Below are 14,162 nucleotides of genomic sequence, written 5' to 3' on the forward strand. Positions count from 1 at the left end.
GCGGGAGCAAGCTCCCTCGCCACGGGGGACCCTGTCGGGGGCGAAAAAATGTCAGCCCTGGTTCTGTTCGGTCAACCGCTGCACCGCCAGCCGCCGGTAATGGGAAGGGGTCATGCCCTTGAGCTGCTGGAAGCGCCGGTTGAAGTTGGAAATATTGTTGAAACCCGACTCAAAACACACGTCCGTCACCGGTTTGTCGCCGTCGGCCAACAACTCGCAGGACTTGCTGATGCGCAGGCGATTGACGAACTCGATGAAACAGCGGCCGGTGGCCTGTTTGAAGACGCGGCTGAAGTACGTCGGTTTCATGCCCAGATGGTCGGCCACTTCTTCCAGGGACAATTCACGAGCGTAATGGGCAAAGATGTAATCCACCGCGCGGTTGGTACGGTCGATGCTGTGCTCGTCCGCCGGTTGCGAGGCGGTGGCTCCGGAAAGCAATTGATAGTCATCGGTTGCGGCCAGCAGCTCCATCAGGATGAAAAAATGCCCCAGGCGGCTCATGCCTTGGGAATCGGCGATGCGCTGCATCAGGATCATGGCCTGGCGGATGGTGCGCTTGCAGCGAAATTCGATGCCGTACTGGGCGCGCTCCAACAGCGGGGTGACGGTCTTGAGCTCGGCAAACACCTGATGACCGCTCTCGAACAGCTCGTCGGTAAAGTTCACCAGCATGTCACGCTTGGGCACCACTTCGTCCTCGGCCACCTGGCTGATCCAGTTGTGGGGCAGGTTGGGGCCGGTGAGAAACAGCGATTGCGGGTAAAAGTTGCCGATGTAGTCACCGATGAACACCTTGCCGGAGCTGGCGACAATCAGGTGCAACTCGTATTCCTTATGGAAATGCCAGCGCACCAGCGGGCACGGGAAGCCGTGCTGGCGATAGATGATGGACAACCCGTTATGGTCGTCCATCAACTCGTAGGAAGGGTCGGTGACTCTTGCTGTTCGGGTCATGGCCTGGCGCTTTTGTTGTTATTGCCGCTGGATAATGCCCCCTTCGCCGCACGGGGGCTACCCCGGAGCGTTAGCTGCCTGGCTGTTGCGGTTCTTCTCCTCAATCCACTGGGACATGTATTGAGTGCTCTTGTGCTGATGGTGACGCAACATGCTGCCGGTGAAGTTATCCCGGCGCCGTTGCTCAAGGTCGGCGCGACAGGCTTGGAGGCAGTCAATCAACGCCTTGGCGTGGACCTGTCGGCGGTAACGGTCCGCCAGCAGCGCCAGGCCGTTATCCCGGGCGCGGGTCCATAGGCTCTGTTCGCTGTACAACTGCACAGCGGCGCGGGCGATATCTTCGGCGCTTCGGGCAATCGATCCAGGCCAGGGCATTTCACCGTGCATGGCCTCTGCGCCGATGGGTGTGGTGACATTGGGCGTGCCGCACAGCATGGCATCGATCAGTTTGCCCTTGATGCCGGCACCGAAACGCAACGGCGCCAGACAGACACGTGCCGCCGACATGACCTGTAGCGCGTCTTCGGCCCAGTTCATGATGTGAAACCCTTGAGCCGGGTTGTGCAGCGCCGCAGCCTTGGGCGGGGTGTAGGCGCCATACAGGTGCAGTTGCGCGTCGGGCAGCTGTTGGCGGATCAATGGCCAAATGGCGTTTTTCATCCAGAGCACGGCGTCCCAGTTCGGCGCGTGACGGAAGTTGCCGATGCTCAGGAAATGCGCCCGATCTTCGAACGGCACGCGTGCTTCGCTCGGCAGGTCCAGCATCAGTGGGCACCAATGCAAAAGATTGCGGGGCAGTTTGAAGTGCTCTACCAGCAGCTCGATCTCGACTTCGGACACCATCAGGCTGAGGTCGCACCGGTGCAGGGCGGCGATTTCACGCTTGGCCAGGTCGGTGCCGGCCATCGACTCGAACGCTTGACGCAGGTCCTGCGCAAACAGATCGCGGAAATCCTGGGAAACGTCATCCTTCTTCAAACGATCCTTGAGCCGCTGATGCCGGGCGTGGCGCAGGCTTTGCAAATCGGACGTCTCCAGCACACGAAGGGCCCCGGGGCAGTGTTTCTCGACCCGCCAGCCGAACTGTTCTTCCATCATGAACTGGTCGAACAACACGATATCCGGAGCCAGTTCAGCGATGAATGCGTCGAAGCTGCTGTTGTTGAGCTCGATCGGCACTTCGTCGATGCCCAGCGCGATCAGGTCGGCACGGTTCTCACCAGGGCCTGCGGGACTGCTGAAGGTAATGTCCCAGCCTTGTCCGATGAAGGCATCCAGAATCTGCATGACGTGCCCGCTGGCAGCCGATGAGCGCGGCTCGGGCCAGACATAGCCGATAACCAGGACCTTGGTGGCGGTGGGTTGACGCATGAGCGGGTGCTTCCTTGGAACGAATCGACGTGGGCGCTATCAGCGCGGGGCGCCGATAGTGACCAACAATTGCGTCAGGCTCAAGAAAGAATGCCGTTGACCTTATCGCGCAACTGATCAATGGAAAAAGGCTTGCCAATCACCGCCATGCCTTCGGGCACATCAATGCTTTCGGCGTAACCGCTGGCAAACAGAATGGGCAACTGAGGCCGCGCCGATCGGGCCTGCTTGGCCAGCTCGCGACCGTCCATCACCGGTAGGCCGACATCGGTCATCATCAGAGCGATGGGCTGCGCATCATTGTGCAGATACGCCAGGGCCTGTTCGCAGCCGTCCGCTTCCAGTACCTGGTATTCCAGCTCTTCCAGCACGTCGACAATCAACATACGAACGATGTCGTCGTCTTCGACTACCAGAATGGTCGGCTGAGTATCAGGAGCGGGGTTGTGCATGGTAGACATTCTCGGGGTATTGGGTTGGGGAGTGCGCCAAAAAAACGGCCTTATGCATGAGTAAGTAACAAGGGGGCACAAGTTCCCAGGGTTGTACAAGAAAGGATCTATAGTACAAGAGCTGACAAGGATCGTCGCTTCCTCAGGCTTTTCGTGGAGTTTGCGCCTTTGCCCCGTCAGAATGTGGATCCAACCGGTATTATTCGGCAAACTCCACGGTTTTCAACTGTCCACCAAGGCTTATTCCATGACTCCTTCGTCTTCGGTTGACGAGCAAAGTTTTCGCAAGCTCCTGAGCCGCAATATCAGTCTGCCCCTGGGTATCGGCGCCCTCAGCGCTGTGTTTTTCGTCGTGCTGATCACCTATCTGCTGTCGGTCATCCAATGGGTCGGGCATACCGATCGTGTGATCAATAATGCCAACGAAGCGCTCAAGCTGAGTGTGGATCTGGAAACCGGCATGCGCGGTTACCTCCTGACGGGCGACGAGCACTTCCTCGACCCCTACGAAGTGGCCAAGCCGCGTATCGCTGTCGCCCTGGAGACATTGCTGGAATTGACAGCCGACAACCCCGTCCAGGTTGACCGGCTGCGCAAAGTACAAGCGCTCCAGGTGGAGTGGGCCAATTACGCCCAGAGCATGATTGACATGCAGCGCAACAGCGGCGATTACCGCGGCGCGGTCAAGGCCGGGCGCGGCAAGCGCTTGACCGATGAAATACGCAAGACCTATGAGGATATCGTTGAATCCGAGCAGCAGCTGCGTGCCGAACGCAACGACCAGGTGCGCGCCACTACCCTCTGGAGCATCGCTCTGTATCTGTTGTTCGTGGCCGCCGTCAGCGGCTTGCTGGCCTATGTCGGGCGCCGGGATCTGTTGGGGCTGTCCAACAACTACAGCGCCAGCCTGAAGATCCAGCAGCAGAGCGCGTTGCATCTGGAAAAACAGGCCTGGCTGCGCAATGGCCAGACGCTGCTGGCCGAGCAGGTCCTGGGGCAACTGACGTTGAACCTGCTGGGTCGCAACATCCTGCAGTTCTGTGCCCAATACATGGGCGCTGTCGTGGCTGCACTTTATGCGCGGGAAGAAAGCGGCCTGCTCAGGCGCGTCGCCACCTACGGCATGTCCCGAGAGAACGAAGAACAACAACAGGTGATCGTTGTCGGCGAAGGCATCGCCGGCCAGGCGGTTCAACAAGCGCGTCTCATCCGCCTGGATGACGTGCCCGACGACTACCTGCAAGTCAGTTCGGGGCTGGGCCAGGGTTTGCCCAACAGCGTGCTGGTCATGCCCACCAGCGACGATGACCGGATCAACGGCGTTATCGAACTAGGCTTTCTGCGACCTGTGACCGATCGCGATATCGAACTGCTGGAACTGGTGGCCGGCAATATCGGCACCTCCATCGAAGCGGCCCGTTACCGGCAGCGTTTGCAGGAAGTCCTTGCCGAAACCCAACAGTTGAACGAAGAGCTGCAAGTTCAGCAGGAAGAACTGCGGACCGCCAACGAGGAGCTGGAAGAACAGTCGCGCATCCTCAAGGAATCCCAGGCGCACCTGGAAGCCCAGCAACAGGAACTGGAACAGACCAACGAGCAACTGGCTGAACAACGCGATGCCATGGACCAGAAGAACAGCGAACTGAACCTGGTGCAGATCCAGTTGCAGGAGCGCGCCGAAGAGTTGCAGCGTTCGAGCAAATACAAGTCCGAGTTCCTGGCGAACATGTCCCATGAACTGCGTACACCGCTCAACAGCTCACTGATCCTGTCCAAGCTGCTGGCGGAGAATCCGCAGCAGAACCTCAACGAAGAACAAGTGAAATTTGCCGAGTCGATCTATTCCGCCGGTAACGACCTGCTGAACCTGATCAATGACATTCTCGATATTTCCAAAGTCGAGGCCGGGAAGCTGGAAGTGCGTCCGGAGAACACCGGCGTGACGCGCCTGGTGGAAGGCTTGCGTGACATGTTCATGCCCCTGGCGAGCGAAAAAGGCCTGAGCTTCGAGGTGCAACTGCTGCCCGACGCTCCGGCCATGCTGTATACCGACCGTCAGCGCCTGGAACAGGTACTCAAGAACCTGCTGTCCAATGCCATCAAGTTCACCGAGAAAGGCACGGTATGCCTGACGGTGGCCGGTCAGGCCGGGGCGGGCATCGCGTTCATGGTGCGTGACTCAGGCATCGGCATCGCCGCCGATCAACAACAAAGCATCTTTGAAGCCTTCCGCCAGGCCGATGGCACTACGAATCGCCGGTACGGCGGGACCGGTTTGGGCCTGTCGATTTCCCGTGACCTGGCCAGCCTGCTTGGCGGCTCGATTTCTGTCTCCAGCGAACCGGGGCAGGGCAGTGTGTTTACGCTGGTATTGCCAGAACGCTACGTCGAGTCGGGGGAGCCGCTGGTAGAACCGGGGATGTTCACTGCAGCCAACACGATGGCGCCCCCCGCGCCCCCTGAACCTGTCAGCGCACCGCTGATCGCCCAAGTCGATGTGCCCATCGCCCCCTTCGCCGATGACCGCGACAAGGCACCGTTCAACACCCGGTGCATTCTGGTGATCGAAGACGAGCCCAGCTTTGCCCGGATCCTGTTCGACCTGGCCCACGAGCTCGGTTACCAGTGTCTGGTGGCCCAAGGTGCCGATGAAGGCTTCGACCTGGCCTCGCAGTTGATCCCCGATGCAATCCTGCTGGATATGCGCCTGCCGGATCACTCCGGGCTGACGGTGTTGCAGCGGCTCAAGGAGCAACCTGGAACCCGGCACATCCCGGTACATGTGATTTCCGTCGAGGATCGCGTAGAAGCCGCGATGCACATGGGCGCCGTCGGCTATGCGGTCAAACCGACCTCTCGCGAAGAACTCAAGGAGGTATTCGCCCGCCTGGAAGCCAAGCTGACCCAGAAGGTCAAGCGGGTGCTGCTGGTGGAGGACGATGATTTGCAACGTGACAGCATCACCCGGCTGATCGGTGACGATGACATCGAGATCACCGCTGTCGGCCTGGCGCAGCAAGCCCTGGACCTGCTGCGAAGCAACGTCTATGACTGCATGATCATCGACCTGAAGCTGCCTGACATGCTGGGCAATGACCTGCTCAAGCGCATGTCCACCGAAGATATCTGCTCATTCCCGCCGGTGATCGTCTACACCGGACGCAACCTGACCCGCGACGAAGAAGCCGAACTGCGCAAGTATTCACGCTCGATCATCATCAAGGGCGCCCGTTCGCCGGAGCGGTTACTCGACGAAGTGACACTTTTTCTGCACAAAGTCGAATCCCGGTTGTCCCATGAACGGCAGCGGATGCTCAGGACCGCCCGCAGCCGCGACAAGGTTTTCGAGGGCCGTAAAGTGCTGCTGGTGGACGATGATGTGCGCAACATTTTCGCCCTGACCAGTGCCCTGGAGGCCAAGGGGGCGATCGTCGTCATCGGCCGTAACGGCTATGAAGCGATCGAGCGTCTGAATGAAGTCGACGACATCGACCTGGTGCTGATGGATGTGATGATGCCGGAGATGGACGGTTTCGAGGCCACCGCGCTGATCCGCAAGGACCCGCGCTGGCGCAAGCTGCCCATCATTGCCGTGACGGCCAAGGCCATGAAGGATGATCAGGAGCGCTGCCTGGCGGCTGGTTCCAACGATTACCTGGCCAAGCCGATCGATCTGGATCGTCTGTTCTCGCTGATTCGCGTGTGGTTGCCGAATATGGAAAGAATTTAGTGGAACGTAACACTGACATTGAAATCCGTTTGTTGATCGACGCGATCTACCTCAAGTACAGCTACGATTTTCGGGACTATTCCGGCGCCTCCATCAAGCGCCGGGTCCAGCACGCGCTGAGCCAGTTCGAATGCAAGACCATCTCGGCGCTGCAGGAGCGCGTGTTGCATGACCCAGGCATGTTCATGCAACTGCTGCAACTGTTGACGATCCCTGTCAGCGAGATGTTTCGTGACCCGTCGCATTTCCTGGCGATTCGCGAAGAAGTGGTGCCGCTGCTCAAGACCTATCCTTCGATCAAGATCTGGATCGCCGGTTGCAGCACCGGGGAAGAGGTCTATTCCCTGGCGATCCTGCTGCGCGAGGAAGGGCTGCTGGACCGCACACTCATTTACGCCACCGACATCAATCCGCGGTCCTTGGAAAAAGCTAAGCAAGGCATTTTTTCGCTCGAGAACGTGCGGGCCTACACCCAGAACTATCAGCGCGCGGGAGGGCGGCGATCATTTGCCGATTACTACACTGCCGCCTACGATTACGCGATGTTCGACAAAACCCTGCGCGAGAACGTGACCTTTGCCGATCACAGCCTGGCGACTGATAGCGTATTCTCAGAAACCCAGTTAATTTCATGTCGTAACGTATTGATATATTTCAACAAAAAGCTGCAAGATCGCGCGTTCGGATTGTTCCATGAGTCCCTCTGTCACCGTGGTTTCCTGGTACTGGGCAGCAAAGAGACACTGGATTTTTCGTCTTTCGGCAAGCAATTCGAGCCGTTGGTCAAACAGGAACGGATCTATCGCAAGTTATGAACCAGACGATGCACAGATCCAGATCGCCCATCCAAGCTGTTGTCGTCGGTGCGTCCGCCGGCGGCGTCGAAGCGCTGCTCAAAGTCTTTGGGCAACTGCCAAAGGGCTTCGGCGTACCCATTCTGGTGGTGCTGCATCTGCCCGATGAGCGCGACAGCCAGATGGCCCAGGTCTTCGGCCATCGTCTGGCGATACCGGTGCAGGAAGCTCAGGACAAGCAGAACATTCAACCGGGCACTTTGTATGTTGCCTCACCCGGCTATCACCTGTCGGTCGAAGCCGACCGCAGTCTTTCGTTGAGCCTGGAGGAGCCGGTGCACCATTCGCGGCCGTCGATAGATGTGCTATTCGAATCCGCCGCCGACGCCTTCGGCCCGAACCTGTTGGCGGTAGTGCTGACCGGCGCCAACAACGACGGTGCCCAGGGGCTGGCCAAGGTCAGGGAGCGGGGTGGAATCACGGTAGTCCAGGACCCTGACGAAGCCCAGGTTTCGACCATGCCCGAAGCAGCACTTGCCCTGCAAGAGCCCGACCATATCCTCACTTTGCAAGGCATCGGCCAATTATTGGCCGCTCTGGAATGAACCACATGCCAAGAGATATTCAAGCCAAACTGCTGATCGTCGATGATCTGCCAGAAAATCTGTTGGCCCTGGAAGCGCTGATCAAACTCGAGGGCCGCCAGGTTTTCAAAGCGCTGTCGGCCGATGAGGCGCTGTCCTTGCTGCTGCAACACGACTTTGCCTTGGCCATCATTGATGTACAGATGCCGGGAATGAACGGCTTTGAACTGGCCGAGCTGATGCGCGGCACGGAGAGGACCCGCAGCATTCCTATCATCTTTGTCAGCGCCGCCGGCCGTGAGCGCAACTATGCCTTCACCGGCTATGAAAGTGGCGCGGTGGATTTCCTGCACAAGCCACTGGACAACCACGCCGTCAAAAGCAAGGTCAATGTGTTCGTCGAGCTGTATCGCCAGAGAAAGGCGATGAAGGAGCAGGTCATTGCATTGCAGGAGAGTCGCCGCGAGCAGGAGGCCTTGTTGCAGCAGTTGCAGGCCACTCGCGGCGAGCTGGAACAGGCGGTTCGTATGCGTGATGACTTCATGTCGATCGTCGCCCATGAGGTCCGTACGCCTCTCAACGGCCTGATTCTCGAGACGCAACTGCGCAAGATGCACCTGGCCCGAGACAACGCCGCAGCCTTCAGCCTGGATAAGGTGCGAGCGATGGTTGAGCGCGACGAGCGCCAGATCAAGAGCCTGATCCGGCTGATCGAGGACATGCTCGACGTATCTCGGATTCGTACTGGCAAATTATCCATCCGGCCAAGCCGCTTCAACCTGGCGACCCTGGTTGAAAGCCTGCTGCGCAACTTCCAGCCGCAGATCGCGGCGGCCGAATGCTCATTGACTTGCACGATAGAGCCATCGGTGGAGGGACAATGGGATGAGTTTCGGATCGAACAGGTAGTGTCCAACCTGTTGACCAACGCCTTGCGTTATGGCGGCAAAGGGCCGATTGAAGTGCGCGTTTTCAGCACGCCTGAGCATGCTTGCGTCGAAGTCCAGGATCACGGTATCGGCATCAGCGAGGAAAACCAGCAGCGCATCTTTCAGCAGTTCGAGCGAGTGTCGTCCAAAGCCGTCACATCCGGCCTGGGCTTGGGGTTATTCATCTCCGAGCAGATTGTGACCGCCCATGGCGGTACTATTACGGTCAATAGCCGCCTCAATGAAGGGGCGTTGTTTCGCGTCTGCCTGCCTTTGCAGAAAACGGTCCTGGCCAAAACCGTCGAACAGACGCAACCTCTGGGTGACCCTACGGTCGTATCAGCAGCTATTGATCGAACAAAGGCTTCTCATGAGTGAAGATGCGCAAGACGTTGTACTGATCGTCGAGGATGACCCGTCGATCCTGATGGTATTGTCGGCCTACCTGTCGGGCGAAGGCTATCGAGTGCTGCAGGCCGAAAACGGTGAGCAGGCGTTCGAGATCCTCGCCAGCAAGCCCCACTTGGACATGATGATCACCGACTTCCGCCTGCCCGGTGGAATCACCGGCGTGCAGATCGCGGAACCGGCGGTCCGCTTGCGACCGGACCTGAAAGTCATCTTTATCAGTGGTTACGCACAGGAAGTGCGCGACACCGACAGTCCCATCACCCGCACGGCCCCGATTCTGGGCAAACCGTTCGACCTGGATGTGTTGCAGGACATGATGCGCACGATGTTGTCGTAGGCCTGTAGAAGCAGGGCGCAGGCCGGGATTTCGTGGGAGCAGGCTTTGCTGCCACAAAATCCCCGGTCACGGACGAACGAGGTGTGGACATTCGGCCGCCTCACACCTTGATCATCTCCCGCACCTTGGCCGTCAGCAGGTCAAAGGTGAACGGTTTGGTGATCATCTGCATGCCCGGGTCCAGGAAGCCGCCGCGCACCGCCGCGTGCTCAGCATATCCGGTGATGAACAGCACCCGCAGGTCCGGGCGGATCTGCCGGCCGATTTCCGCCAGTTGCCTGCCGTTCATGCCTGGCAAGCCCACGTCACTGATCAACAGGTCGATGCGCTGGCTTGACTGAAGGATCGGCACGGCGCCGTCAGCATCGGCGGCCTCGACGAAGGCATAACCCAGCTCGCTCAGCACGGCGCTGACCAGCACCCGCACCGCCGGGTCGTCCTCGACGATCAGCACGGTCTCACCGTCCTGCGCGTAAGGGGCGTGCTGGGTATCGACCTGTGGCTCATTGACCTCTTCACCCACGAAACGCGGCAGATAGAGGTTCACGGTAGTGCCTTTGCCGACTTCGCTGTCAATCGTCACGTGACCACGCGACTGCTTGCTGAACCCATAGATCATCGACAGCCCCAGCCCGGTGCCCTGGCCGATCGGTTTGGTGGTGAAAAAAGGGTCGAACGCACGATTGATGACCGCTTCAGGCATCCCGCAGCCGGAATCCTGCACACTCAATACCACGTAATCACCCGGTTCCAGGTTGGTATAAGCCTCGGTGAAGTCGGCATCCAGCTGTTGATTGAAGGTCTTGACCACCAGTTGCCCACCGTCGGGCATTGCGTCCCGGGCGTTGAGCACCAGATTGAGCAGGGCGCTTTCCAGTTGGTTCGGGTCGGCCTCGGCGATCCAGAGCTGATCGTCCAGTTGCATGTCCAGCCGGACGCTCTCGTTGAGGCTACGCTGCAACAGCTCGCCCATGGACAGCACCAGGGTGTTCATCTGCACCGCTTTTGAGTCCAGCGATTGTCGCCGGGAGAAGGCCAGCAAACGGTGCGTCAGGCCGGCTGCGCGATTGGCCGATGTCACCCCCAGATCGATCAGGCTATTCAGGTCCTCGGTGCGGCCTCGGGCCAGGCGCCGGCGCAGCAGTTCGAGGCTGCCGATGATCCCGGTGAGCATGTTGTTGAAGTCATGGGCGATACCTCCCGTGAGTTGCCCGACCGCTTCCATTTTTTGCGACTGACGCAAGGCTTCCTCGTTGTGGCGCAGCTGGGCCGTGCGTTCTTCCACTTGTTGCTCAAGGGTCTCGAGGGTGGTTTGCAGGCGCAGTTCGCTGTTACTCAGGTCGATCAGCCGGTCTCGGGCTTCATATTGCCTGCGCCGACCACGCAGGGCGGTGGTGACCACGCTCACCAGCGTGACCGGGTGAAAAGGCCGCTCGAGGAACGTGACGTTGCCCAACTGGGTGCCGATACGCGCCGCAGGGTTCTGTTCCGGCCCACCGTGGTGGGTCAACAAAACAATCGGCAGGTCTGACCAGGCCGGTTGTTCTTCGATATGTAACAACAGCGTTTCCAGATCCGGCCCCACCAGGGCTTCGGAGGAAATCACCAACAGGCCGGCGCCGTGCTCAAGCTCTTCGCACAGATGGCCCAGATGCTGACAGATGAGGCCGCCGAAGCCAGCTTCGCGCAGGATCATCAGGGCAATCTGGCTGTCGCGCCCCAGTGGCGCGAGAATCAACGCCCGCTCCGACAGGGGCTCGGTCAACGTCACTGTGGATCATCCTTGAGCAACGGATTATCCGCTCCCATGTAGTTCGGCACCCCACGCAATACACCCTGGAAAGCTTCCAGTGGTTCGCCAATGGTCATGCCCTGTCTGCCGATGCGGTATTCGCGAATCGTGGATTCGTGGCTGCCGGTGCGTTTTTTTATGATGGAGATCGCTCGGCGGACTTTGCCCAGCGCTTCGAAATAACGCAACAGAATCACCGTGTCGGCCAGGTAGGTAATGTCCACTGGCGCCTGCATGTCACCCACCAGGCCGTGTTGCGCCACGGTCATGAAGGTCGCAGCGCCCCTGCGGTTGAGGTAGAGCAGCAGCTCATGTACGTGTAGCACCAAGGCATTTTCTTCCGGCATGGCGGCCTGGTAGCCATTGATGCTGTCGATCACAACAGTCTTGATGTTGCCTTCATCGACACAACGGCGTACCCGATGCGAAAACTCGCCGGGGGACAGTTCGGCGGCGTCCACCTGTTCGATCACCAGGTTACCGGTTTCTCTGAGCGCTTCCAGGTCGATGCCGACGTTCTTCATGCGCTCGAACAGTAAACCCAATTCTTCATCGAAGATGAACAGCGCGGCTTTTTCCCCACGCTGCACGGCGGCCGCGGCGAAAATCATCGAAATCAGCGATTTGCCGGTGCCGGCCGGGCCCAGGATCAAGGTGCTGGAACCCGTCTCGATGCCGCCTCCCAGCAAGGCGTCCATGCCATCAAGACCACTGGACAATTGCTCGCGCAGATATTGCCCGCGGTGTTCGGCGGCCACCAGACGCGGGAAGACATGAATGCCGTCGCCCATGATGGTGAAGTCATGATAACCACCACGGTATTTCTGCCCGCGGTATTTGACCACCCGAATGCGTCGCCGCTCGGCGCCATAATTGGGCGTCAGTTCTTCCAGGCGAATCACCCCATGCGCGACGCTGTGCACAGTCTTGTCCAAGGATTCGGTGGTCAGGTCATCAAGCAGCAGCACCGTGGCGTCGTAGCGCACAAAGTAATGCTTGATCGCCAGGATCTGCCGGCGATAGCGCAGTGAGCTTTGCGCCAGCAGGCGGATCTCCGACAGGCTGTCGAGCACCACCCGGGTCGGCTTGACCCGCTCGACCACCTCGAAAATCTGCCGGGTCGCTTCCCCCAGCTCCAGGTCCGAGGAGTACAGCAGGCTTTGCTGGTGCTCGGCGTTGAGCAGGCTTTCGGGAGGGGTCAGCTCGAAGATATGGACGTTCTCGTCGATCGTCCAGCCGTGGGATGCCGCGCCTTGGCGCAGTTCACGCTCGGTTTCCGACAACGTGATGTACAACGAACGTTCGCCGGCCAGGGCGCCGGCCAAGAGGAATTGCAACGCGACCGTGGTCTTGCCGGTCCCGGGTTCCCCTTCCAGCAGGAACACATGGCCGCGGGACAAGCCACCGGAAAGGATGTCATCCAGCCCTTCGATACCGGTGGCGGCTTTAGCGCTGATCAACTCGTTAGATGTAGACAAAAAAAGCCCTCTCATGACTAGGGAAGTGGGCAGCAGGCTGGAGTACGCCTGAGAATGAACTGCCTGAACACTTGACCTTTTGCCGTGATCACGGTTCCGCTTTCGTTGATAAAACGAGGTGGACTGCTCAATTTTCTGGCATCGGCGCAACGCCTACAGGCCTTGCTGCAGCGCCGGATCATCGGGGTTGAGCTGCTCCAGTTGCGCCAACAGGATCTGCACATTCTGCAACTGCCCGGACTCCTTCCAGTAGTTGATCAGCAACACTCGCGCCCTGCGATCAGCCGGGTAGCGCTGGACGATTTCCTGCAACTGTTTCTGCGCTGCTTCCAGCTCCTGTTCGGCATACAGGGTGGTTGCCAGGTCATAACGGTAATGTCGGTTTTCGGGCTCAAGCTCCACGGCTTTTGCCAAGCCAAGCAGCGCGTACTCCGCCTGGCCATGGTGCAGCAGCCACAGACCCAACGCATGTTGCAGATAAGCCGACTCCGGCTGGGTTTTCAACTGTTGGGCGAGCAATTGACGTGCAGCGTCGGCCTGGCCCTGTTTGTCCAACACGTCGATCTGCATGACCAGCGCCGGCAGGTTGTTCGATTGCAGGCGCAGGACTTGTTCTAGCGCCAACTGAGCCTTTTTCAGTTCAGCGTTATGCAAATGCAGCCGGGCGAGCTGATAGTGGGACTCGGCGGTTTGTGGACCGTCTTCAAGCATCTGCTCCCACTTGCCGATGACAAGCTGCATAGGCCCGAAGTACAAACCAAGCTCATCCGGCGATAGGCCCAGCAACGCGTTCACTGCGGCGAAGCGCACGCTTGCGTCTTGATCTTCGAGCAACGGCCCCAGCAACAGGCTGCGTTGGCCGGTTGGCACCAGCCCGCTGATGCTGCCAATGGCCGCTCGACGCACATCCGGCGACTCGCTGTGCAGGTCTGCGTCCGCCAGCTTCAGGGCTTGGGGACTTGGGTAGTTCGGTAGCTCGGCGTGCAGCCATACCCGGCGCTTGGGCGATAGGTCCGGGCGACCCAATTGCTGATAGAGCATCCGCGCCGCGCCTGGCTGCCCATTGCGTGCGTGCTCAAGGGCTTCACTGTAGCCACGTTTGATTGCCTCGGGGATTGGCGGCGTCGTGTTGCGTAGCCACATTGCGACTAGACCGATTACCAACAGGACGGACAGGCTGAGCAACAGATAGCGGCGAGGCGAGGGCATGCAGGTAGTCCATAACCAGGAAGCGTAAAATGCCGCCAGCTTCGGTCAGGTGCAGGCTTGAGTCAAACCTTGAAAGTATTTGCCCCAGACCCTGTGGGAGCGAGCCTGCTCGCGATAG

General features: G+C 59.3%; 11 protein-coding genes. 5 read left to right on the forward strand and 6 right to left on the reverse strand.

Annotated features, from left to right (window positions below):
- Nucleotides 1-51 precede the first annotated feature (51 nt).
- The 3 genes from HU811_RS17090 to HU811_RS17100 all read right to left on the reverse strand — a co-directional run bounded on the left by HU811_RS17090 (nucleotide 52) and on the right by HU811_RS17100 (nucleotide 2,780).
- Nucleotides 52-957 carry an AraC family transcriptional regulator gene (locus HU811_RS17090; protein WP_092398116.1) on the reverse strand — a complete coding sequence of 302 codons (906 nt, stop codon included), beginning with the start codon at nucleotides 955-957 and terminating at the stop codon, nucleotides 52-54.
- A 57-nt stretch (nucleotides 958-1,014) separates the two neighbouring features.
- Nucleotides 1,015-2,328, reverse strand: a complete 1,314-nt coding sequence (locus HU811_RS17095) for a glycosyltransferase (protein WP_186657090.1) — start codon at nucleotides 2,326-2,328, stop codon at nucleotides 1,015-1,017.
- An 80-nt stretch (nucleotides 2,329-2,408) separates the two neighbouring features.
- A complete protein-coding gene (locus tag HU811_RS17100; protein WP_437179492.1) occupies nucleotides 2,409-2,780 on the reverse strand; it encodes a response regulator in 372 nt (123 codons plus the stop codon).
- Nucleotides 2,781-3,027: 247 nt separating this feature from the next.
- Between HU811_RS17100 and HU811_RS17105 the strand changes: the two genes are divergently transcribed.
- From HU811_RS17105 to HU811_RS17125, 5 genes are read left to right on the forward strand one after another with little or no spacing between them, the layout of a single operon-like run.
- A complete protein-coding gene (locus HU811_RS17105) occupies nucleotides 3,028-6,510 on the forward strand; it encodes a response regulator (RefSeq protein WP_092398582.1) in 3,483 nt (1,160 codons plus the stop codon).
- Nucleotides 6,510-7,325 (forward strand): CheR family methyltransferase, encoded by an 816-nt coding sequence (locus tag HU811_RS17110; RefSeq protein ID WP_186657093.1) that lies wholly within the window; start codon nucleotides 6,510-6,512, stop codon nucleotides 7,323-7,325. The genes HU811_RS17105 and HU811_RS17110 overlap by 1 nt, the downstream gene beginning before the upstream one ends.
- Complete coding sequence (locus tag HU811_RS17115; RefSeq protein WP_092453431.1) at nucleotides 7,322-7,909, forward strand: chemotaxis protein CheB; 588 nt, start codon at nucleotides 7,322-7,324, stop codon at nucleotides 7,907-7,909. The genes HU811_RS17110 and HU811_RS17115 overlap by 4 nt, the downstream gene beginning before the upstream one ends.
- Nucleotides 7,910-7,914: 5 nt before the next feature.
- Nucleotides 7,915-9,195 carry a hybrid sensor histidine kinase/response regulator gene (locus HU811_RS17120; protein ID WP_186657095.1) on the forward strand — a complete coding sequence of 427 codons (1,281 nt, stop codon included), beginning with the start codon at nucleotides 7,915-7,917 and terminating at the stop codon, nucleotides 9,193-9,195.
- The gene (locus HU811_RS17125; RefSeq protein ID WP_186657098.1) at nucleotides 9,188-9,565 is read left to right on the forward strand and encodes a response regulator; all 378 of its coding nucleotides are present in this window, start codon (nucleotides 9,188-9,190) and stop codon (nucleotides 9,563-9,565) included. Before HU811_RS17120 ends, HU811_RS17125 begins: the two co-directional genes overlap by 8 nt.
- Before the next feature lie 100 nt (nucleotides 9,566-9,665).
- Here the strand turns inward: HU811_RS17125 and HU811_RS17130 are convergent, their stop codons facing one another.
- The 3 genes from HU811_RS17130 to HU811_RS17140 all read right to left on the reverse strand — a co-directional run bounded on the left by HU811_RS17130 (nucleotide 9,666) and on the right by HU811_RS17140 (nucleotide 14,044).
- Nucleotides 9,666-11,336 (reverse strand): ATP-binding protein, encoded by a 1,671-nt coding sequence (locus HU811_RS17130; RefSeq protein ID WP_092398128.1) that lies wholly within the window; start codon nucleotides 11,334-11,336, stop codon nucleotides 9,666-9,668.
- Nucleotides 11,333-12,835, reverse strand: a complete 1,503-nt coding sequence (locus HU811_RS17135) for an ATPase domain-containing protein (RefSeq protein WP_092398130.1) — start codon at nucleotides 12,833-12,835, stop codon at nucleotides 11,333-11,335. Before HU811_RS17135 ends, HU811_RS17130 begins: the two co-directional genes overlap by 4 nt.
- Before the next feature lie 153 nt (nucleotides 12,836-12,988).
- Nucleotides 12,989-14,044, reverse strand: coding sequence for a hypothetical protein (locus tag HU811_RS17140; RefSeq protein ID WP_186657100.1), 1,056 nt, complete (start codon nucleotides 14,042-14,044; stop codon nucleotides 12,989-12,991).
- Nucleotides 14,045-14,162 lie beyond the last annotated feature (118 nt).

Source organism: Pseudomonas tehranensis (assembly GCF_014268615.1).
GTDB lineage: Bacteria > Pseudomonadota > Gammaproteobacteria > Pseudomonadales > Pseudomonadaceae > Aquipseudomonas > Aquipseudomonas tehranensis.